Consider the following 20,696-nt stretch of genomic DNA (forward strand, 5'->3'; position numbering starts at 1 on the left):
AAATGAATAAAAATGATCTGAAAAAAGTGATTAAATCCCGTATTGCGAATCAAAAAGAGGCACTGGAGGAATCACGGCCTACCGGTCTGCTCACGGCTCAACGATTCTTCAAGCAACATGCACCGCACATAAAATTCACCGTGATTGATGATCATGTGGATTCTATCGATCATATTGGTGATGAGCTTGCAAAGCAGTTCTACACTGTAAACGACAGTGAATATTCCGGTTTTGGCGGAGCATTATCTGCCTTACGAAATACCCAATCAAGGGTTGTAGATGCTTTGTCCAGTGTCTTTGATTTCGCAGCAGCCAACGGGTCAAGCTGGAAAACAGACTATCAGCTACGTAAATTCCTGAATTATCCTATCAGCAAAGAGATCGAGGCTATTGCCGATGATCTTACAACTAAATATTACGATCAGCGGGTAGCTTTGGACAAGCTTGAACTGGAATTGTTGTCCGTGGTGACGGCTGCCAAGAGCGCGAAGGCTGCGACTGAGACATTGGACGAACTAGGTATCACTCTAGATATTCCTGAGGCTAAGCAGGTTCAATCCAATCTGCCGGCAGTAGTTCAGTTGTCTGTACCGACAACGTTGTTCAACAAAGATATCAAAAAGGAAGGTGCCGGGGCATGAGTAAAAAAGTGATCGTTACGAGACCCCAAGCCGAAGCGCTTAACGGAATCATCCTCAACATGGAACAATTCGAAGCTATCAGGGCTCATGTGCTATCAAACGGATCATGCTGGGCCCGACTTGACCGGGCAGCGCTTAACGGTATGAGCGCTGAGGACCTTATTAGCGCGCTGGTGTTTGATTTTGAGGTTGAGAAGACGCCGCATGAACGGTTAGCGGAGGTGTACCAGTCGCCGGGGAAATCCGGTATATCACGTTCGTATATCACTTCTATGCATTCGGAGGGCTTTCGAACCGGTATTAAAACGGCCCTTGAGTTTTTAGGCATTGAGGTAACAGGGGTCAATGTGTGATTTGATTGAAAGGTGTTGGCTGAATTGACTGAACTAGAACTGGATATAAGCTTCGGGAAGCATCGGGCAGACACGAATTGGAAGCCGGAGTATTTAACCTGGGAAGAGTTCGTTACCCGGCTGCAAAAGGTACGACGGACGGTGGAGACGATGGCGCAGTATGACGGCATGAATGCCGCTTCTCAGGGTAAAGCCAAAGATGGTCCTGCTTTTGTTGGCGGTATGATACGGGGCGGCCGCCGGAAAAAGGAGAACGTAGACACCCGCAGCTTAATTACTTTGGATATTGATAACGGTGACGATGATTTTATTTTCACTTGTGACTTGGTGCTTGGGGGGACAGCTTATGTCGTCTACTCCACGCACAGCCACCGTCCACACAAGCCTAAATACCGTTTGATCATCCCTGTTGATCGGGCTATGAGCCCGGATGAGTACGCGGCAGTCAGCCGGAAGCTGGCAGAGCAAATTGGCATGACGTACTTTGATCGGACGACCTTCGATGTGCATCGTCTCATGTATATGCCAAGTTGCTCCAAGGACGCGAATCCGGTCATTGAAGTGTTTGACGGTGATCCGCTGGACGTAGACCAGGTACTTGCTCAATACACCAACTGGCAAGACGTTATGGCCTGGCCTCGTCATAAGGACGATAAGGGTGGGCCTGTACTGTTCGGTAAGAGGGCGCAGGACCCACGGGAGAAGTTCGGCGTTATTGGTCTGTTCTGCCGGGCATTTTCCATTGAAGAGGGAATTGACACGTTTCTGTCTGACACCTATACGCCTGGAACGATGGAGAACAGGTATACCTATATCCCCGGCACATCCGCCAATGGTCTGGAAGTTTACCCGGATCAGGATCTAGCCTATTCGCATCAAGACAGCGATCCGGTGGCTGATGGCCGTACTTATAATGTGTTTGACCTGCTGCGGGTGCATAAGTTTGGGCACCTTGACGAGCGGGTGAAAGACCATACGCCGGATGCTAAGAAACCGAGCCATCTGGCTATGGAACAGTGGGCGGCGACGCGGCCGGAGGTAAAAAAGCTCAGTACCGCCGAGCGGATGGCTGATTTTGCAGAGATGGCCGAAGGCTTCGAACCTGATAGTGATGATGAAGACCCGGAGGACGACGAGTGGGAAACGAAGCTGGAGCTTCATCACAAGACAGGCGCATTGCTACCCACGGCCGGGAACGTGGAGCTAATTCTAACACATGATATCTGGCGTGGCATTCTCGCCTTTGATGCGTTTGGCAATACAGAGGTTATTAAAAAGCCGTTGCCTTGGCGGCAGAGGGACCGGGAGAACCGGGACTATGAACCCTGGTTGGGGGCCGATGATAAACGGCTGCAACATTGGTTTGCCAAAGCACACAGTATTAATTCCGCCAAGACCATCCAGAACGCCTTTACGGAGGTTGTTCACCGGAACACGTTCCATCCTATTAAAGCGTATCTGGAAGCTATACCGTGGGACGGTGTGCCGCGTGCAGAACGGATTTTCGTGGACTATTTGGGGGCCCCAGATACGCATTATACCCGGCAGGCTACCCGGAAGATGCTACTTGCTGCGGTTATGCGGCTCTATCGTCCTGGCTGTAAGTTTGATCAGATGCTTGTTTTAGTGGGGCCCCAGGGGGCAGGTAAGAGTAGTTTGCTGGCGAAACTTGGCCGTGAGTGGTTTTCTGACAGCTTGCGGACGTTTGAAAATAAGGAAGCCGGGGAGCATTTGCAGTCAGGTTGGATCTTCGAGATCGGGGAGCTGTCGGCGCTTAAAAAGACTGAAGTGGATGAGGTAAAAGCCTTCTTGTCTAAAACGGAAGACAGGTACCGTGTGGCTTACGATCGGCAAGTTACGGAATTTCCACGTAAATGCGTGTTCTTCGGGACAACCAATACACGGGATTTTCTTCGCGACACCACAGGAAATCGGCGCTTTTGGCCTGTGGAGATTTTCCCAGATAATGCCGCGCTGAGCCATTGGGACGATATGGACGATGATGTGGTACGCCAGATATGGGCAGAGGTTATCCGCTGGTTCAAGGCGGGGGAAACCTTGGAGCTGGACCGGGAAGCACGCGTGGCGGCAGAGCAGCAGCAAGCATCACACATGGAATCTGATCCGCGTGACGGACTTATTCAGGAATGGCTTGATCAGCCCATTGAAGATGAAATGGGTCGGCCTACCGAGGATTTTCGGGATCGGGTGTGTGCGTCTCAAATATGGACGGAGTGCCTAGGTAACAAAAAGGGGTCTTTGCGTTCATGGGAAGCTAAGGAGATTATGAGTATCATGCGCAGTATGCCAGGATGGGAAGAAAGAAAGGGTAAAGCCAAGGTGACGGGCTACGGTGTCCAACGTGTATTTGAGAGGTTGCACTGAAAGGTTGCCTGAGGGTTGCCATACAGATGTATGGCAACCTTTACGGTTTCCGTAGTTGCCCTGATGTTGCCGGGAAAACATACCCTGTGGCAACAAGAAAACTACTACAACCCAAAGGCTTTTATCTATGAAGTTGCCAAGGTTGCCGTAAAATCTCTATAAGTAGTAGTAGTAGTAATTAAGTATACGTAGGGACTACTTAAACACCCATACAGGCTGTACGCGTGTGTGAGAAGCAATCCGGCAACCTTCAAAAAGGAGGACGCATGAGAGAATCTACACTGGAACGAAAGTTGGTGGATGCCGTCAAGCGGATTGGTGGTATGGCACCGAAATGGACAAGCCCTGGTAATCGTGGTGTACCTGATAGGTTGGTTATCCTTCCTAATGGCCTGACGGTGTACGTTGAGATGAAAGCTTCAGGTAAACCATTGCAGCCACTTCAAGTCCATTGGGCCAAGAAGCTGACCAAGCTAGGCCACCGAGTTTATAAAATTGATTCAGCCGCCGCCATAGATCAATTCATCAAAGAGGTGAGCAGCGTTGAGATATAAAGCACATCAATATCAGGATTATGCCACAGAGCGTATTTTGGATACGCCTTATATCGCCTTGCTACTCGAAATGGGTTTAGGTAAAACGGTATCTACGTTGACCGCAATTGATCTACTGTTGAACGAATACTTCGAAGCTGGCCGTGTCCTGGTGATTGCGCCGTTGCGAGTAGCGGAAGACACTTGGGCACGAGAGGTTGAGAAGTGGGATCATCTAAAGCATTTGCGTATTTCTAAAGTGTTGGGCAGTGCCGCTGTCCGGCGAAAGGCATTGAAGGCAGATGCCGATCTGTATGTGATTAATCGGGAGAATGTGGAATGGTTGGTGAGTGAGTACGGGACCAAGTGGCCGTTTGACACTGTTGTAATAGACGAACTATCCAGCTTCAAGAACCATCAATCCAAACGGTTTCGAGCTCTTCGTCGGATTCGACCTATGGTGAAACGGCTGATCGGCCTGACCGGAACACCAGCCCCAAATGGCTTGATGGATTTATGGGCACCTGTTTACCTGCTGGATCAGGGTGACCGGCTTGGTAAAACCGTGACTAGCTTCCGTGATCGTTACTTTGTCCCTGGTGAGCGTGACGGCCACGTTGTTTATAAATGGCATGAGAAGAAAGAGGCGCAGGAGCGGATTTATGAAGCCATATCAGATATAGCCGTGAGTATGAAGGCCGAAGACTGGTTGGAGCTGCCTGAACGAATTGACAGAATCGTTGATATCAGGCTGTCCCCTAAAGCGCAAGAGCTGTATGAAAAATTGGAAGAAGACTTATTAATCCCTTTCCGCGATGCGGATGTAGTTGCCAGTACCGCAGCCGTGTTGAGTAATAAGCTGCTGCAAATGGCTTCCGGCGCAGTTTATGACGAGGACAAGGGTGTGAAGCTGATTCATGATGCCAAGCTGGATGCCTTGGAAGATATCATTGAGGCGGCGAATGGTAAGCCTGTCATGGTGTTTTATAACTTTAAACATTCACTGGCCCGGATTCAGCAACGGTTCCCACAAGGCCGAATTTTGCGGAAAGGCAAAGACGGTACCGAGGATATTCGCGCTTGGAACAATGACGAGATACCGCTTCTGCTGCTGCATCCAAAGTCTGCCGGACACGGCCTGAACTTGCAGGACTCAAGCTGCCAAACCGTTGTATGGTTTGACCAAATTTGGAGTCTGGAAGAGGATCAGCAGGCCAATGCCCGTGTTCACCGTCAAGGGCAAACCCGCCGTATCGTGGTTATGCGTCTGGTAGCAGCAGGCACAATAGACGAGGATGCAGTAGCAGCATTGGAGCGTAAGGCTTCCGGTCAGGACGCGTTAATGGATGCTGTGAAAGCAAGAATTGAGAGGGTGAAGGGTTCATGAAAAAAGATATGGTAAATTCCCCGGACCACTATACAACTGGCGGAATTGAAACGATAGATTTTATACAAGCCAAGCTAGGTGTGGAAGGTTTCCGGGACTATTGTGTGGGGAACGTCATCAAGTATTGCAGCCGCTACAAGCACAAAGGCGGCAAAGAGGATTTGCAAAAAGCACGGTGGTATCTGGACCGCATGATTCAGGATGGTGAGCAGAATGAGTGAACAATTGACAGTCAACCAGCTTCAAGAATATAAACGTCTGCTTGCACGTATTAAGGTTTTGGAGACGTATTCCATCACAGGAGGACTTTTGCTGAGTACCCTTGCCGGTGATGATCGGTTGCAGGAGCTGCATAAGAAATTACGGGGTATAAAGACTTACATGTACCTGAACCGCCATGAACTGGAGCTGGAGCAAACCGCACACGCCTATCTGACTAGATACCCGACAGGAACACGGGCGCAACTGGCAGAGGTCAGACAGTGTGTTGGGGCTGACCCGGATGATGATAAGCTACTGCGAGAGCTGGAGCAGAAGATTCAGAAAGTCATTAAAGCGCGCGGTGGGGAAGTTGACGGGTACGGATTTGAGGATATTTTAGACCGCATTAGCCAGTTGCAGGATCTGGAGAGCCAGAAGAAGTATTTTCTACTTACGCTGGACACCTTGACCGGATACAATCAGAAGTATGGACGCATTTTGTATCTGCAATACGTAGAATTCAAAGAGCCGGGAGACATTGCGGACGAGATGGGGATTTCTTTACCAACCCTGTACAAATGGCGTAGACTGGCGATCAGGGAATATGCCGGGCTTATTGACGGCGTACTACCGATAAAATTGTGATAAAAAAGCGATAAAATATTGATAGTAAATCGAGACGACAACCCCGTTTTGACCGTGCTAAAATGGTATTGTGCCAAAGTTGTAAGAGGGTGTCTGTCTATGCTGTAGCGGTGTACGAACAGCACCTTTCATAAAATCGAACCAGTAAAAGGGCGACGGGAAACCGTTGCTTTTTTGCGTTTATGACACAACAGGTAAATAGGCGGTTCGATTCCGCTGTGTGTCTTAATAATGGGTTAGATGAATTTATGGGTTGCTGTTTGATATCGAGTATGATATATTTATATCGAGGACGATATCAGGCGTCCGATATCAAACAGAGAGAAGGAATAATCGATTTATGGCAGAAATCATCAATTACGCAACACCAAAAGGAAAGTCTGAGGTGGAAGAGGCTATTTTACAACTGAGCGAGAAAGCCGAAAAAGGTAATAAACAGGCTACTCGTGAGTTGGACGATATCCTTTACACCTTGGAACGATACGAAGACGGAATGCCACATTCACGGCAATTAAGGGGGCGTCTTTATGAACTGCGTCCCGGAAGGTACAGAATCCTTTACTTTCGTTGGCAGGGTAAACTGGTACTACTGACGATGTTCAGGAAGAGTACCCAGCAAACCCCAGTTCACGAGATTGAACGTGCCGAATCAAGAATGAAGGATTGGCTTAATCTTTACAAGGAGTAACGAGAATGGTAGGGAGGCTGGAATACAGCCTCCAAAATTCCGGCTTAGTGGAGGTGAAAACATAAATGGAAGATAATAAATTTAAAACTTGGTCCGACCTTAAGAGTAAATTGACCTACAAAACAGATCATGAAAAGAAAGTAATTTCTGAGATGGCACGTATGGTGAATGCGATCGTTAAAAGACGTAAAGAGCTTGGTCTCACTCAACGCGAAGTAGCTGAGAGAGCGGGCGTTACGCAGGCGCAAATTGCGCGATTGGAAACATCGACTTCTGTACCATCCATTGAAACAGTGATCAAAGTTGGCATGGCACTTGGTCTCACGGTTGGTTTTAAAGAATCCGCTGATGAACAAGCAGCCTCCAAACTGGTTTATGCGTGATCTTAAGGTGTAATAAGTAATATGATATTTCTGCCATAAAATATCAGGAGGGAGCCGAAAGGCTCCTTTTTCTTTTGTGATTTTAACTATCTTGTGAGAGGAGCTGAATTGTGATGGCAGGAGGACGGAAAAGTAAATATCAAACCCACGTTGAACCCAAGCTCCTGCTTATCGAAGCATGGGCACGTGATGGGATGATTCAGGAGGATATTGCCAAGAAACTTGGGGTGGCGATGTCCTCTTTTTCTGAGTATAAGAACAAATACCCGGAATTATCGGAAGCCCTAAAAAGAGGGCAGGAAGTCATTGATGTGCAAGTGGAAAATGCACTGCTTAAGCGAGCGATGGGGTATCGGTATGATGAGGTGACATGCGAGTATGGTGAGGAAACCAAGCGAGTTACCAAAGAGGTACAACCGGATGTGACCGCACAAATATTCTGGCTTAAGAACCGTAAGCCGGATGTGTGGCGGGATAAAAAAGAAGTGGATGCGAATGTAAGGGCTGCTAAGCTGGAGGATCTGCTATGATTACCTGCCGGCAGATCATTGACCGTCGCCGTGAGTTGTGGGAACAGAACCATGATGTGGAGCAGGATAAAGCCTATCGTGAATCCGTTGCTGTTTATTTGGTTGATCATCCCGAGGTACGGGCTGAGGTCCGAGACCACCCAGAATGCTTGATTGAAATGCTGTTCGTTATCGTCGATAAGGATAAGCAGACTTCACCATTTTTCCTGAATGACGCGCAGCGCAGCTTCTGTGACAAGCTCAATGCGGCCATAGAAGAGTTCAAGGCAGGCAGGCGGCTACACCTTAAGTTTCTCGTCCTGAAGGGGAGGCAGCAGGGGTTTACCTCTTTCATCACTGCTTACCAATTGGCCTGTACCATCACCCGTAAGAACTTTGAAGGGTTCACAGCAGCCGATGAAGATGGTAACAGTAGCGCCATTTTTGAGAACAAGGCCAAGTATCCATACAACGCGCTGCCAGATGCAATCAAGCCCACCGAGAAGTTCAACAACCGCAAGCAGCTCCTGTTCGATAAGCTGCACAGCTCGTGGGAAATCAAAACGGCCAGCCGGAACATGGGGCGTTCCCGTACAATCAACTTCTTTCATGGTAGCGAGGTTGCTTTCTGGCGTGACGGGATCAGCGGTGTACAGGCCGGGCTAGGTGAAGCTCTGACCAAGGATGCCATACAGATATACGAGTCTACCGCCAACGGATATAACGAGTATAAAGACCTGTGGGACAGTGAGGCCTGGGAGAATTGCTTCTTCGCTTGGTGGTTGACCCGCGAATATCGAATGGCGTTCGAAAGCCCTGAGCGTGACAAGTGGTTCCGTAGTCAAGTTGCTGGAGCTGCGGGCTGGATATGGGAACGATGCCGATGGCTGCTGGATACGATTGAGCTGGAATGGTCGCAGGTCTATTGGTACTACGTCAAATACGACGGGTACATCAACAAAGACATGATCAAGCAGGAGTATCCTTGTTCACCGCATGAAGCATTCTTGGCTTCTGGCCGTTGCGTGTTTAATCAGGAAATCATCGTCATGCGAATCGAATACCTCAAGCGTATATACGCCCAGCAGCCCCCTAAACGGGGCTATTTTCGTTTTCGCTGGAACGATGCTGAGACACAAGACCGCATCATAGATGATTCCATAGAGTGGGTGGACAAGGCTGACGGGCCAATCACCATCTATCAGGATGTGCAGCATCGGTACCCGTATGTTGTCGGCGGTGACACTAAGGGTGAAGGCCGAGATAAGTACGCAGCCACTGTCATTAATAACGTGACGGGCAAGCGTTGCGCCACGCTTCATTGGGAGCTGAACACCAGTAAGCCGTACACCTGGCAGATATATTGTCTTGGTCGCCATTTCAATACGGCACTGATTGGCATTGAGATGAACTTTAATACAGCTCCAATTGAAGAGCTGGAACGGCTCAAGTATCCCAAACAATACATGCGCCAGCAGTATGACAGCATGGCTAAACAGGTTCAGCGTAAATACGGCTGGAAGACAGACGGCAATACGCGACCTTTGATCATAGATAAGACGGTGGATCTGATTGAGAACAATATTGATTTGTTCGTGGATATCACCTTTTTGGAAGAGTGCCTGACATTCGTGTATGACGACAACAACCGTCCAGACGCTGAGAACGGCAAGCATGATGATGTCCTTATATCGGACATGATCGCCAATGAGATCCGCAGCCAACAAAGCTTTATTGTTCGGGACGATCCGGTGGAGGCTAAGCCTTTGCCATTCCCGTTTCAGTCCAATACAGATGGTGACGATGAAGGAGGGTTCCTAACATGGTAAACGAGATGATGGTAATCGGTAATCTACTTGCCTTACCGAATCTGGAGGAAGAGACAGTAAAAGTGGTTAACAAGACGCTGCGTGACATGGTAGGCCAGTACACATACAGCCGCCCACCTGATACAGAGTTTCAGCCGACTGACCCTATCGCGGTAGCTCAAAAGGCTGTTGCCGATGTGTTTGGTCAGAGCGTGCTAGATGAATGGATGAATGGGGTGACGCCGCGTGGCAATGCAGACAGCTGAGGAAACCACAATACAGAAACAGTACAAGGCCGGGCTAAACTACATGCAGCAGATGGGGTTTACAGATGCTTGGCCTGAATACGAGCGGTTCAAAGCTGGTGACCAGTGGCCGAAGCCTACAGCCAAGACCAAGACGATGCCGCGTCCTGTGTTCAATATCATCCGGTACATTCAGAATCACAAAGTTTCATCTGTAATGAATGAGAACGTCAATATGCTGTTCTCAGCACAGGAGAATGTTAACGGTATGCCGGAAGAAGCTGAGGCCGAAGTCAAACGAGCTCAAGAGGCTGGCGACCTGTTTACTCGCTTTTCCGCTACCACTTGGGAGAACAGTAAACAGGATGAGCTGAATGAGGAAGCACTGGAGAGTTGTTCCAGCGTTGGTACGGGTATCTGGCATTACTACTGGGATAGCAGTCGTAAAGGCGGCTTGACGCGTCCGTATCAGGGCGAAATGGTGGGTGAAGTGCTGGACCCAATCAATGTATTTTTCGGCAATCCGCAACAGCGCAAAGTGCAGAAGCAGCCTTACATCATTATCAGCAGCAGGGAGCCGTTGGATGTGGTGAAGAAAGAGGCTACGGCGAACGGACTGAGTGCAGACAAGTTGTTATTTATATCCGCTGATAAGGAAACACAGGTCGAGGCGTATGATCCGGCAAAGCGGGAACTGGATGGATCTGAAAAGGTTACGTTGTTGACGAAATATTGGAAGGAAGACGGTAAAATCTACTTTTCCAAAGAGGCATCAGGGCAGACGGTTAAACCGAAACAGGATACAGGCTTTACGCTGTACCCGATCATTGTCATGCAGTGGGAACGCCGGAAGAAGTCCATTCACGGAGTGGGTGACACTGAGGGCATTATACCGAATCAGAAAGCTATCAATTTCCTTATGGCCATGCAGCTCCTGTCTGTACAGCTCACGGGCTGGCCTAAGATGGTATACAATCCGAATTTTATAGATGCCAAGTCGCTGAACAATGACCCAAGCCAGGCAATCCCCGACCAGTCTCCACCAGGACAAAGGTCAATTGATTACCTGACACCGGGGCCTGTGTCCAGCTTGGCTAATGGTCTTGTTGAATCTTTCATGGACTATACCAAAATGTTGTCGTCTGCTCAGGATGCCAGCACGGGGGATATGTCGTCCGGTAATCTCAACGCCACGGCCATTATGTTGTTGCAAAAAGCCGCAGGGGTGCCAATTGAGACCATCAAAAAACGATTCTACCGGGCGATTGAGGATATCGGTAGGGTGTGGGAACAGTTCTGGAAGGTGCGCTATAACACGACAAGACGTGTCAATCTGGAAAATGATGATGGCGAGGAATACAGTCAGGAGTTTACAGGTACGGATTACGCCGACATCGAGCTCAACCTAAAAATAGACGTTGGGCCTGCTTCCACCTACAGCGAGGAACTTATGATGTCCTCCCTTGATAAGCTGTTCGACAGCCAACAGATCACATTGGAAGATTACCTGGAGTTCGCGCCGAAGAATGTCATTCCGTTCAAAGACCGTTTGCTGAAACGCATCAAGGAGCGTCAAGAACAGCAGGTGGCGCAGGAGCAAGCTATGCAGCAGATGCAGGCACAGCAGCCACAGGAAGATCCGGCAGCGGCACAAGAGGCACAACTCCAGCAGCAGTTAGCTCTTAAACAACAGGATCATGCCAACCGCATGGAGCTGGAGCAAGTCAAAGCACAAACCCAATTACAGCAGGCAGCTATGAAGCAGCCTGAATCTAAATAATTCTGGCTTCCGCTGAGACTGCGGTGGCCTATTCTATTTTCAAAATTCGGACGTAATAGCTGTGGTCGTCGCACAGCAGGAGGATCGGTATGGATGAAGAACAATTGCAAGGCCAATCGGGCGTAGAGGTTCCCGTCGCCGGGGAACAACAGGAAGGACAGCAAACGGAAACTACAGCCACCGAAACGGGCGCAGCATCACCTGAGGTCGCCGCTCAGAGTGGAGAGGATAAAGATTATGGCCCGATCATTACGGCAGAGATTGCCCGTAGAGAGGCCAAGCTTCAGGAACGATATGGCGCTACCCAGAAGAATCTGGAGCGTGTAGCTAAGCTGTACGGCTTTCAGGATGTTGATCAATACATGACTGCTCTTGATCAGTACGAGCGTGAGCAGGAAATCGCTGCCGAAGCGCAGCGCCTGGGTATCGATGAACAATTGGTGATTGAACACCTTGCCCCATTACGGGAAAAGCTGACCAAATACGAACAGGAAATGCAGTCAGTCCGCGAGGAAAAAGAGCTACTTCGTGTGGAACGGGAAATCGCGGATCTGACCAAACAGTATCCCGATTTTGGGCAGTATCAGGACAAGGTGATTCAGAAGGCCATAGAAACAGGCTACCGTCTGGAGGATGCCTATAAGCTGGTCACTTTCGAGGACAAGCTAGCCAATGTCAGCAAGCAGACCGAAGCGGATACCATCCGCAAATTGCAGGAGAATGCCAACAGCACACCGGGGGCGCTTGGAAGCGAAGGCGCTGAGCACAAGACGGGGTTTGCAGCTCTGTCTAAAGCGGATCAACGAAAAATGATAGAAGAGGTCAAAGCCGGAAGGCGGACTTCACTTTAATATTGAGAGGATGATTTTAAATGCCAACACAAGTACAGTCCTATAACAATACTACAGGCACTAACCAGCTATCTGCGGAGAACGCAACGTTCTACCAAACTGCAATGCTGGATCGGTTGGTACCGGAGCTTGTATACATGAAATACGGCGATAAGAAGAACATTCCTAAACGGTCAGGGGCTACAGCTCAATGGCGACGACTGAACAGTTTGGCCGTTTCCACTACCGCCGTAACAGAGGGTGTCACGCCGGATGCAGTAAACTTGGATATCACAGCTGTTACCGCCACGGTACAGACATACGGTGCTTGGACGAAAATTTCTGACTTCTTAGATCTGGTCGGCCTTGATCCGATACTGACAGAAACATCAGAGTTGATGGGTGAACACGCTGGGGAATCGTCTGATACTATTGTTCGAGATGTTATTTTTGCAGGTACCAACGTGCAATATGCCAACGGTAAGGCTACTCGTGCCACGTTAACAGCTACGGATACGGTCAAGGCGATTGATATTCTCCGTGCTCGTCGGACGCTGAAACGTAACAAGGTTAAACCTATTAACATCCCTGGTCGTGGCCGTGGATACATCGCCTTTGTGCATACCGACGTGGCAATGGATCTCATGCAAATGCCGCAGTGGGAAAAGGCGAATGTCGAGAATGCAAAGAGCGATTTTGTAGATGGCATTATCGGTAAGATGTACGGTGTTTATTTCATTGAGGTTGACAACGGTATGAAGTATGCAGGTGCCGGTGCAGCAGGTGCAGACGTATTCGCTACGTTGTTTATCGGTCGTGGTGCGTATGGTGTGCCTGACGTCGAGGGCAGTTCCAAGCCAGAAATCATTGTTCACGGTGCTGGTTCCGCCGGTACTGCTGATCCGATGAACCAATTCAATACGGTGGCTTGGAAATCTGTTTTTGCCACGATGCGTATTAATGAGCTGTGCTTAGTTCGTCTGGAATCTGGCGCAACAGTCTAATAAAAACATTCTGGAGGGGCTACGGCTCCTCTTTTAATTTATAGGAGGGTAATTTATATGGCAGATGAAACAAATGTGAATATTGAAGCTACGGAGGCAGAGGACAAAAAGGCCACAGCCGAAAAGCAGAAGAAAGCAGCCGACCTGGAAAAACAACTGGAAAATCAGATCACTCGCGAGGAAAAGGATTTTAAAAAACAGTTGGTAAAAATGAAGAAAGTCTTTATGACTATTCCCGAGGACCCAAACAACCCTGATGATGTTGTGCCAGTGGGCTGGAACGGTGTTATCTATACCATCCCACGTGGAATTGAGGTAGAGGTGCCGGAAGTGATACGAGATATCTGGCGCGAAAGTTATGCCAAGACGCAAGAGGTCAATAAGCGTATTCGCGATTCTGTTAAAAAGGAATTGAAGATTAACTAATTAGGCGGGGTGGTACCTTGATACTACAGGAGATATTGGATGAGATTGCAGAGAAATACCCTCACGGATTGCCCAGTTCTAGTGTGTTGCGGAAACTGAATACGTTGCAGCAAGAGTTGTTTCGGCTTTACTTCCGGGTAAACACTATGATTAGGTACGAGGTCGTGACAGGAGTGTTTGCCTACCCAATGCCTGCTAAGAGGTCCAACATAATTGACGTTGTGGTTGGCGAGCGGGAATATGTCTACTATGCGGTAAAAGGACAAGCGGACTGTCCCTTTTATTATATTACTGAATCAGACGAGTTGGGCATTTATCCAACGCCGGATGAAGACGGGACCATGATTATTTCTTATTACAAAGAGCCGACCCTACTGGTGGAAGCGGATTTAAAAGTCGTTCCTGACTTGGATTCAGATTATCACATGCTACTGGTGTACGGCACGCTGGCACAGATATGCGAAGGTTTCAACGATGTTGATATGGTAAACAACTATACGGCTAAATTTAATGGCTTGCTGGAGGACTTCAAACGGGTCATACACGAAACCCCGGATTACCCAGTAATTGAAAACGTGATGGGGAGATACCTGTTATGAACCAAGCCAGCTTAATGATCGCCGCTCAGTACCGAAATGCAGAACTCGTCAAACGCGGGTTCGGTGATGCCTTTTATATAGCTACAGCTTTTGGCATTTTCCCGAATGGCAAAGACATGACAAACAAACTCCAAGCCCTTGTAAATCTGGCTAATTCCGAAGGGCGTTCTGCAATATTCTTCCCGCACGGAGATTACACCGTTACCCACATCGACAATGATGAGAACATTACTTATTTCGGGGACAATGCTAAATTTGTAGGGTACGGAAGGAAAATAAATCAGGTTGGATATGGTCCGACAGACAGCATCTTTATAAATGTCAAAGAATTCGGAGCTAAGGGTGACGGGGTAAGCGACGATTCGGCTGCTTTTCAGAGTGCTGTCGATGCTGTAATTCAAGTAGGCGGGACCATCTACGTGCCAGTTGGTCGATATGTGCTTAAAACAAGGGTTAATATCGACCTGACCAACTTTACCACCTCAGGAAAAGCAGTGAATATCCGAGGGGATAATGCAAACACCACATTTATAATTAATCAAACGAACGCTGACTTTGCATTTTACGTACATGGTAAACACTTTTCCTACTTCCATATGGAGAATATGACCATAACCGGAACGGACCTTAACACCCATAAGGGCCTTCACATGGTGTTTCTTTCAGAGCAGTATCTGGAGAACTTGGTATTCACTAATTTGTTTTTAGGTATACAAATGGAGGATGTTGTTCGGTGCAAACTCATGTCGTGTACGTTCAACCAAAACAAAAACGGCATGTACTGTAACGATCGGATATCTGAGTCCACGGCGAACGCCATTGATTTTTTCGGCTGTGTGTTTTATGGAAACGCTGAGGCTGGGCTATATGTAAAAGGCGGCTGTAACATAAACTTTTTCGGGGGTACAGTAGAGACTAATGGTCATGCATCTATGCCAGCTCAGCGTTGGGGAGTGCGATTGCAGGACATGGGCCGATATGGTGCGGGTGGCGCTACTTTTGTGGGAACTTATTTCGAAGGCAATGCAAATATCGCAGATGTTTGGATCAATGAGTCGACATACCCAAGCACATATACCTTTATCGGCTGCACTTTCAATCGCTTTGCAGCACCATTGAACAATGACCACAACATACGAGTAGATGCAGGTAATTTTCCTGGGCCAAACGGCTACCCTGTAAAGGTTGTAGTGACTGGATGCGCATTTCGAGATATGGGGAATACGCCATCAGCTACTACTCAGTATATCAAATTTTACACAGGCGGCGCCCCAGTTATGTTCGAGCAATCCGGGAATTATTATCAGTCTCAGGTCGAGTTACCTGCCCCCTCATCGAATCGGGTGTTTGCCACAGGTAGGATTGTAAACCTCAACACTACACCATCAATATGGAGAGCATTCAACGTGGATTCGGTAACCAAGATAAGCACGGGGGTTTATCAGGTAAATTTTATCTTCCCGAGCACATCAGACAAAAATATTACAACGCTGGGGATCGATATATTGGGATTCTGCCGGGTAACAGCTGAAACGAACGCGGGATTTCGAATTGAAGTATTTAATTCAGGTGGCACGCCTACCGATCCGGGGCAGATCACGTTTATAAGCTGCGAATAGGAGGCGTAATATGGAACCTTGGGTATCCTCTCCAACAAAAACAAAACAAGCTATTTTAACATTGGCAGACGGGATTAATCAGGCGACAGAGTCTATAGAAATTAAAGATAGTCAATGTGTGTCTGCGGTCAATCTAGATTCGTCTTTGTATCCTACCCTGCAAGTGGTGGATGGATACGCGTTGCACAGCCAGCACACGGGTTATATAAGCCGCCTATTTAAGTTTGACAATAAACTATACTGTACCAATGGAAAGGGTCTGTATAAGTATTCTGGCGGCTCTTGGAATACGGTATTCGAGCCTGGTGGAGACGATAACAATCGTCCTTGGCCGTATTCAATGTTTTTTGATGGTAGCAAGCTATTTTTTTCCGATGGAGATATTCGGCTTCACCAGTGGGATGGTGCTTCCATTACCACAGTAACAGATGCCCCGTTAGGCGAGTCATTCATAACATCACACTCTAACCGCTTCTTTCTTGCTGGTAAAGGCGATAACCTGTTGTCCTTTTCAGGGCTACGAGATGCTACAGACTGGAAAAGTACAGATAAGTATGTGGGCACGGGTAAGATCACAGTAGAGACTTCTGACGGTGAAAAACCAAACGGATTGACGTCCTTTTCTAATCACGTTATTTTGTTCAAACGCTACACTATGCATAAGTTGTTTGGCGAGGACTCTACCAATTTCAATATGACTCAACCGTATGGTGTAGGGTGTGTGTCTGATCGCTCCGTTGTACCGACACGGGATTCACTGTTTTGGCTCGGGCCTGACGGGTTTTATGACTACATGGGTGGAGCTGCACCGACCAAGATTAGCGAACCAATCAAAAATTACATTGCACAGATTAATCCACTATACGCCCAAAACTGCTGCGCTAGCACAGATGGGCGTTTTGTATATTTGTCGTTGGTCACGGGCACAGCAACATTACCCAACGTGACACTTAAATACGACATGCAGGGTGGTCGCTGGTGGCCTGTTAGCTTTGTGGCTACGGCCTATTACTTGGACGGTCAAACGCTGTACTTCGGTACGGCTGACGGTAAGATCATTAAAGTAGGCGGCAATGACTTTGCAGGGTCGACAATCAACTGGTCTATTGAAACCAAACCATTCAGCGAAGACGACGAGACGATCAGAAAGACCATTAACCGCCTGTTTATCGTGGCAGACATAGAACCCGGATCAACGCTAAATGTTGCCTATGCAGGCGGCACAGAAGGCGGTACGTGGAATCAGGTGTATACCACTAGCAATGGTACGGGTGCAATCCAAAGTATCCGTATCCCTGTCATTGTCCGCACGCCTGAAACATGGTACCGGCTTAAGTTGTCGGGTACAGGTAAAGTTAAGATGCATCGCATTATACGGGAGGTGAGCAAACGCAATGGCTAATGTGGAATTGCCATCCGTTAACCCTAGCTTAGGGGATATAAGTCAAAGTGGAGTTGATCAGCTGCGAACGCTGGTTAAACAGCTCCACAACGCGTCTGTTATGCAAACTGAGGAATTATTGTACATCCTCAATAACCTGGACACGCGCAACGTGAATGAAATTGATGGGGATATCCTCGTAAAAGGCACAGTAACAGCTATCAAAATGAATGTGCAGAAACTGTCTGCCATTACCGCCGACCTGGGTAAAATGACGGCTGGGGAAATCTACGGCGCGTATATTGCCACATCTGAGGATCAATATCCTATGGTGACTATTACACCGGAAGGATTCAAGGGTTATGGTCCGAAGGGTGGGGAGTCTCTTTCCTTGGGGCAGGCAGACGATGGTGGCCACTTGTTGTTTATGGATGAAGGCTCCCCCCGAGGATCTATTTACGCTGACACAGAAGGTCTTCATATAGGGAACATGGCGAGTGTTCATATTAAGTCAACTGATGATGCGACTTACCTTGAGGGACCGATTAGTTTTGAAAATGCGTTAGAAGTAATTGGCTTGAAAATAGAACATATAAAAGATCTATCGCAACAACTCGCGGAAATTAACGGTGATATTCTTCAAAACATGGTGATCAACGCCAGTTTTGATAATAGTACACGACATTTAAAGCTGTTTAGTAAAACAAGAACTGTTGCTACAGTATTTATCCCTGCGAGTGCGCCTGAATAATCTCATTGACTTGCTGACCTGAAATGGTAGAATTAGGGCAAATCTACTATTCGGGGGAACTGAACGTGAAAAAATGGTCTTATTTACTCATTGGTATGCTGATCGGCGCGGTTGTTGCTACAGCCGGTAGTGCCTTTGCGGGCCGTGTCCGATTCTTTGGGGGCTGGTGTAAAAGTGGATGGAAAAACAATTCAAATAGATACCCAAACAAGTGCAGTGTCTTCTGTTGAAACGAAAGACACATCTAGTAAAACGGTCGTCGAAAGTCAAGGTGAGAAAACAGAGGAAATTATAGAATCTATAAAAAGCTATAAGGGCTTTTGGGAAGGACTATTGCGCGATGCTGAGGATAGTCAAGTAAAATACAACAAAAGAATAGATGAATTAACGAACCTTCCAGCTAGTAACGATCCAATTACTCAGGAGAATAGGAAGAAATCTTTAGCCCGCGCACAAGAGGCGATTGAAGAAAACAACAAAAAAATTGCTGAATACAAAGCGAAGATTGCTGAGATAGAAGCTCAGCTTGCAGCTAAAATGAATAAATAAACTAAGGACTCTCAATCGAGGGTCCTTTTATTTTGTCCAGAAAGGAGTGTGGGTATATGGTAACTGTCCGAAATCAGATCGGTAACGGCGGTGCCAATTACGGTACTGCGAATGCCGCACTCAAGAAAAAGCTTGTTCAGACTCAATCCAATATTGCCAGTAACGCTGGATTCAAACAGAACGAGACGCAGCGTGCGCTTTCAGTGCTTCAGCAGCGGGAAGCCGTAGGACAAGACACCTCAGCTCAGCGTAAGTACCTTACGTCCAACTTGGGTTATCAGTTTCCCGCTGTCACCAAGCCATCGATAACGGCGCAGCCATTTAAGCCGGTTAACACCATCAGCGCCAACACGCAAAGCGGAAATGAATTGATGAGTCAGATGAGGCAGCTCGCTTCCCAGCAGCCGAAGCTATTTGACTATGACGTGAAAAGTGACCCGGAATATCAGGCTGCTTTACAGCGCGCACAGTCTAATATTAAGACGGGAACCAATCAGACTATGGCCGAAATGAATCGACGTGGCATCCTGAACAGTACCATTACAACGGACCGAGCTGACGAGATCGCAGCGAATGAGATGGGACGTGTAGAAACTGACGTTGTGCCGTCGCTGGTCAGTCAAGCTTATCAGCGTTTCCAAAACGAGCAAGCGCAGCAGCAACAGCAGATATCCAACTATGCAACGATGGCACAGATGTACCAGGGCGAGGATCAACGGGGCTTTGGGAATAAGGTAACTGAATCAGGAATAACCGGCAACTGGATGCCAGAGGGAGCGCAGGAGATTGTTAATAATATCTTGTCGTTCAAGCAGCGGGCCGAGGCGCCGGGGGTTACCGCTCAACAACGTGCGCAGTTAAGTGCACAGGCTGACGGGGCGCGGGCTCAGTTGTTGTCCTTGGGGGTTAACCCTAGTGCTTACGGCGCGAACGTTAATTCTTCCGCAGCTCGTGCTGTTAATCAGGGTATTCGTACTTTGCCAGGGCAGGCGCAGGATCTGGCAGCTCAAGGTCAGCAGTTCAACCAAGGGCTCCAAACGGCGCAGTACAATGAGGGCGTCCGTCAGTATGATCAGAACTTTGCTTATCAGACAGCGCGCGATGCAATTACCGATCAACAGTGGCGGCAGGTATTTGATAGGGACGTTAGTCAATTCGGCATGACCTACGCTTTGCAGAGACTTCAGGAGCAGAATAACCAAGCTTTCCGGCAGGCTTCTCTGGCGCTTCAACAGGATGATAATGCGCGGCAATGGGCTGACTTGGATTATAAGCAGGCTAACCCAAGCGGTGCAGCAGGCGGGCTTACAACTAATCAGGTCTTGTCCAGTATGCAAGATCAATATTCGGTGCCTACCTTCACGAAAAACGCTGATGGCAAGAGCGTTAAAGAAGGAACACGGATAACGTCAGATCCCGCTAAGCGACAGCAGATGTTCCAAAATGTGATTGATGCTGGACTGTCTGACGCTCAAACCGATCAGATTTTTGCGGCTCTTGGATTAACCAAAAAGGAAATTACGGATTTCAACAAACTGTATCAGGGAAAATGAATACCTCGTTAGGTGCGCCGCAAGCCTATCGGGGGTTAATTACCAACTCAGCTAATAAACATGGTGTGCCTGCTGGGTTGGTCGATGCGGTAATTAACGCTGAGAGCAGCTACAATCCACGAGCAAGGAGTGGCGTAGGAGCTACCGGTTTGATGCAACTCATGCCCGGTACCGCTGCCGGTCTTGGCGTCAGCAACCCCTATGATCCTGCCCAGAACATAGATGGCGGGGCGAAGTACCTTAAAGGCCAGATTGCTCGGTATGGTGGCGATTATCAACTGGCGCTGGCTGCTTACAATTGGGGCCCGGGCAACGTGAACAAGGCAATTAAGAAATACGGTAATAGCTGGTCGGCTATACAAGCACATGCGCCAAAAGAGACGCAAAAGTATGTAAATAAAGTAATGAAGAATTGGAGGGGATAAC

The 20,696-nt window shown here is 48.1% G+C and carries 23 protein-coding genes; all 23 read left to right on the forward strand.

All coding sequences use genetic code 11. The features are described from left to right. Positions 1 to 2 precede the first annotated feature (2 nt). Positions 3 to 641, forward strand: coding sequence for a hypothetical protein (locus tag NST83_RS01105; protein ID WP_342416252.1), 639 nt, complete (start codon positions 3 to 5; stop codon positions 639 to 641). Beyond that, complete coding sequence (locus NST83_RS01110) at positions 638 to 994, forward strand: hypothetical protein (protein WP_342416253.1); 357 nt, start codon at positions 638 to 640, stop codon at positions 992 to 994. Before NST83_RS01105 ends, NST83_RS01110 begins: the two co-directional genes overlap by 4 nt. 24 nt (positions 995 to 1,018) lie before the next feature. Continuing rightward, complete coding sequence (locus NST83_RS01115; protein WP_342416254.1) at positions 1,019 to 3,379, forward strand: virulence-associated E family protein; 2,361 nt, start codon at positions 1,019 to 1,021, stop codon at positions 3,377 to 3,379. A gap of 266 nt (positions 3,380 to 3,645) precedes the next feature. Beyond that, on the forward strand, positions 3,646 to 3,933 hold the full coding sequence (locus NST83_RS01120; protein ID WP_342416255.1) for a VRR-NUC domain-containing protein: 288 nt from the start codon (positions 3,646 to 3,648) through the stop codon (positions 3,931 to 3,933). After that, a complete protein-coding gene (locus NST83_RS01125; protein WP_342416256.1) occupies positions 3,923 to 5,299 on the forward strand; it encodes a DEAD/DEAH box helicase in 1,377 nt (458 codons plus the stop codon). Before NST83_RS01120 ends, NST83_RS01125 begins: the two co-directional genes overlap by 11 nt. After that, positions 5,296 to 5,520: a DUF3310 domain-containing protein gene (locus tag NST83_RS01130; protein ID WP_342416257.1), complete on the forward strand. Its 225-nt coding sequence runs from the start codon at positions 5,296 to 5,298 to the stop codon at positions 5,518 to 5,520. The genes NST83_RS01125 and NST83_RS01130 overlap by 4 nt, the downstream gene beginning before the upstream one ends. Then, positions 5,513 to 6,145 carry an RNA polymerase subunit sigma-24 gene (locus tag NST83_RS01135; protein WP_342416258.1) on the forward strand — a complete coding sequence of 211 codons (633 nt, stop codon included), beginning with the start codon at positions 5,513 to 5,515 and terminating at the stop codon, positions 6,143 to 6,145. Before NST83_RS01130 ends, NST83_RS01135 begins: the two co-directional genes overlap by 8 nt. A gap of 340 nt (positions 6,146 to 6,485) precedes the next feature. Then, positions 6,486 to 6,833 (forward strand): type II toxin-antitoxin system RelE/ParE family toxin, encoded by a 348-nt coding sequence (locus tag NST83_RS01140; RefSeq protein ID WP_342416259.1) that lies wholly within the window; start codon positions 6,486 to 6,488, stop codon positions 6,831 to 6,833. A gap of 65 nt (positions 6,834 to 6,898) precedes the next feature. Continuing rightward, a complete protein-coding gene (locus tag NST83_RS01145) occupies positions 6,899 to 7,216 on the forward strand; it encodes a helix-turn-helix transcriptional regulator (protein ID WP_342416260.1) in 318 nt (105 codons plus the stop codon). Positions 7,217 to 7,329: 113 nt separating this feature from the next. Then, positions 7,330 to 7,746, forward strand: coding sequence for a transposase (locus NST83_RS01150; protein ID WP_342416261.1), 417 nt, complete (start codon positions 7,330 to 7,332; stop codon positions 7,744 to 7,746). Beyond that, positions 7,743 to 9,554, forward strand: a complete 1,812-nt coding sequence (locus NST83_RS01155; protein ID WP_342416262.1) for a hypothetical protein — start codon at positions 7,743 to 7,745, stop codon at positions 9,552 to 9,554. The genes NST83_RS01150 and NST83_RS01155 overlap by 4 nt, the downstream gene beginning before the upstream one ends. Next, positions 9,548 to 9,799, forward strand: coding sequence for a hypothetical protein (locus tag NST83_RS01160; protein ID WP_342416263.1), 252 nt, complete (start codon positions 9,548 to 9,550; stop codon positions 9,797 to 9,799). Before NST83_RS01155 ends, NST83_RS01160 begins: the two co-directional genes overlap by 7 nt. Further along, positions 9,780 to 11,558 (forward strand): hypothetical protein, encoded by a 1,779-nt coding sequence (locus NST83_RS01165; protein WP_342416264.1) that lies wholly within the window; start codon positions 9,780 to 9,782, stop codon positions 11,556 to 11,558. Before NST83_RS01160 ends, NST83_RS01165 begins: the two co-directional genes overlap by 20 nt. A gap of 89 nt (positions 11,559 to 11,647) precedes the next feature. Next, positions 11,648 to 12,409: a hypothetical protein gene (locus NST83_RS01170; protein ID WP_342416265.1), complete on the forward strand. Its 762-nt coding sequence runs from the start codon at positions 11,648 to 11,650 to the stop codon at positions 12,407 to 12,409. A gap of 20 nt (positions 12,410 to 12,429) precedes the next feature. Continuing rightward, the gene (locus tag NST83_RS01175; RefSeq protein WP_342416266.1) at positions 12,430 to 13,392 is read left to right on the forward strand and encodes a N4-gp56 family major capsid protein; all 963 of its coding nucleotides are present in this window, start codon (positions 12,430 to 12,432) and stop codon (positions 13,390 to 13,392) included. 57 nt (positions 13,393 to 13,449) lie between these two features. Then, a complete protein-coding gene (locus tag NST83_RS01180; RefSeq protein WP_342416267.1) occupies positions 13,450 to 13,818 on the forward strand; it encodes a hypothetical protein in 369 nt (122 codons plus the stop codon). 17 nt (positions 13,819 to 13,835) lie between these two features. Continuing rightward, positions 13,836 to 14,417, forward strand: a complete 582-nt coding sequence (locus NST83_RS01185; RefSeq protein WP_342416268.1) for a hypothetical protein — start codon at positions 13,836 to 13,838, stop codon at positions 14,415 to 14,417. Continuing rightward, positions 14,414 to 16,036: a glycosyl hydrolase family 28-related protein gene (locus NST83_RS01190; RefSeq protein ID WP_342416270.1), complete on the forward strand. Its 1,623-nt coding sequence runs from the start codon at positions 14,414 to 14,416 to the stop codon at positions 16,034 to 16,036. Before NST83_RS01185 ends, NST83_RS01190 begins: the two co-directional genes overlap by 4 nt. Before the next feature lie 10 nt (positions 16,037 to 16,046). Next, positions 16,047 to 17,438 (forward strand): hypothetical protein, encoded by a 1,392-nt coding sequence (locus NST83_RS01195; protein WP_342416272.1) that lies wholly within the window; start codon positions 16,047 to 16,049, stop codon positions 17,436 to 17,438. Next, complete coding sequence (locus tag NST83_RS01200; protein WP_342416273.1) at positions 17,431 to 18,168, forward strand: hypothetical protein; 738 nt, start codon at positions 17,431 to 17,433, stop codon at positions 18,166 to 18,168. The genes NST83_RS01195 and NST83_RS01200 overlap by 8 nt, the downstream gene beginning before the upstream one ends. Positions 18,169 to 18,342: 174 nt before the next feature. Beyond that, positions 18,343 to 18,717 carry a hypothetical protein gene (locus tag NST83_RS01205; protein ID WP_342416274.1) on the forward strand — a complete coding sequence of 125 codons (375 nt, stop codon included), beginning with the start codon at positions 18,343 to 18,345 and terminating at the stop codon, positions 18,715 to 18,717. 56 nt (positions 18,718 to 18,773) lie between these two features. Next, positions 18,774 to 20,270 (forward strand): hypothetical protein, encoded by a 1,497-nt coding sequence (locus NST83_RS01210; protein ID WP_342416275.1) that lies wholly within the window; start codon positions 18,774 to 18,776, stop codon positions 20,268 to 20,270. Beyond that, positions 20,267 to 20,695: a lytic transglycosylase domain-containing protein gene (locus NST83_RS01215; protein WP_342416276.1), complete on the forward strand. Its 429-nt coding sequence runs from the start codon at positions 20,267 to 20,269 to the stop codon at positions 20,693 to 20,695. Before NST83_RS01210 ends, NST83_RS01215 begins: the two co-directional genes overlap by 4 nt. Position 20,696: the final 1 nt, after the last annotated feature.

The sequence above is a fragment of the Paenibacillus sp. FSL R10-2782 genome (genome assembly GCF_038592985.1).
Classification (GTDB): domain Bacteria; phylum Bacillota; class Bacilli; order Paenibacillales; family Paenibacillaceae; genus Paenibacillus; species Paenibacillus terrae_C.

What these genes read in the sequence shown, in the direction of transcription:
- NST83_RS01170 (WP_342416265.1), top strand. Translation starts at nt 11,648, where the DNA reads ATGGATGAAGAACAATTGCAAGGCCAATCGGGCGTAGAGGTTCCCGTC.
- NST83_RS01145 (WP_342416260.1), top strand. Translation starts at nt 6,899, where the DNA reads ATGGAAGATAATAAATTTAAAACTTGGTCCGACCTTAAGAGTAAATTG.
- NST83_RS01195 (WP_342416272.1), top strand. Translation starts at nt 16,047, where the DNA reads ATGGAACCTTGGGTATCCTCTCCAACAAAAACAAAACAAGCTATTTTA.
- NST83_RS01210 (WP_342416275.1), top strand. Translation starts at nt 18,774, where the DNA reads ATGGTAACTGTCCGAAATCAGATCGGTAACGGCGGTGCCAATTACGGT.
- NST83_RS01130 (WP_342416257.1), top strand. Translation starts at nt 5,296, where the DNA reads ATGAAAAAAGATATGGTAAATTCCCCGGACCACTATACAACTGGCGGA.
- NST83_RS01200 (WP_342416273.1), top strand. Translation starts at nt 17,431, where the DNA reads ATGGCTAATGTGGAATTGCCATCCGTTAACCCTAGCTTAGGGGATATA.
- NST83_RS01175 (WP_342416266.1), top strand. Translation starts at nt 12,430, where the DNA reads ATGCCAACACAAGTACAGTCCTATAACAATACTACAGGCACTAACCAG.
- NST83_RS01120 (WP_342416255.1), top strand. Translation starts at nt 3,646, where the DNA reads ATGAGAGAATCTACACTGGAACGAAAGTTGGTGGATGCCGTCAAGCGG.
- NST83_RS01180 (WP_342416267.1), top strand. Translation starts at nt 13,450, where the DNA reads ATGGCAGATGAAACAAATGTGAATATTGAAGCTACGGAGGCAGAGGAC.
- NST83_RS01155 (WP_342416262.1), top strand. Translation starts at nt 7,743, where the DNA reads ATGATTACCTGCCGGCAGATCATTGACCGTCGCCGTGAGTTGTGGGAA.
- NST83_RS01190 (WP_342416270.1), top strand. Translation starts at nt 14,414, where the DNA reads ATGAACCAAGCCAGCTTAATGATCGCCGCTCAGTACCGAAATGCAGAA.
- NST83_RS01215 (WP_342416276.1), top strand. Translation starts at nt 20,267, where the DNA reads ATGAATACCTCGTTAGGTGCGCCGCAAGCCTATCGGGGGTTAATTACC.
- NST83_RS01150 (WP_342416261.1), top strand. Translation starts at nt 7,330, where the DNA reads ATGGCAGGAGGACGGAAAAGTAAATATCAAACCCACGTTGAACCCAAG.
- NST83_RS01160 (WP_342416263.1), top strand. Translation starts at nt 9,548, where the DNA reads ATGGTAAACGAGATGATGGTAATCGGTAATCTACTTGCCTTACCGAAT.
- NST83_RS01140 (WP_342416259.1), top strand. Translation starts at nt 6,486, where the DNA reads ATGGCAGAAATCATCAATTACGCAACACCAAAAGGAAAGTCTGAGGTG.
- NST83_RS01110 (WP_342416253.1), top strand. Translation starts at nt 638, where the DNA reads ATGAGTAAAAAAGTGATCGTTACGAGACCCCAAGCCGAAGCGCTTAAC.
- NST83_RS01135 (WP_342416258.1), top strand. Translation starts at nt 5,513, where the DNA reads ATGAGTGAACAATTGACAGTCAACCAGCTTCAAGAATATAAACGTCTG.
- NST83_RS01105 (WP_342416252.1), top strand. Translation starts at nt 3, where the DNA reads ATGAATAAAAATGATCTGAAAAAAGTGATTAAATCCCGTATTGCGAAT.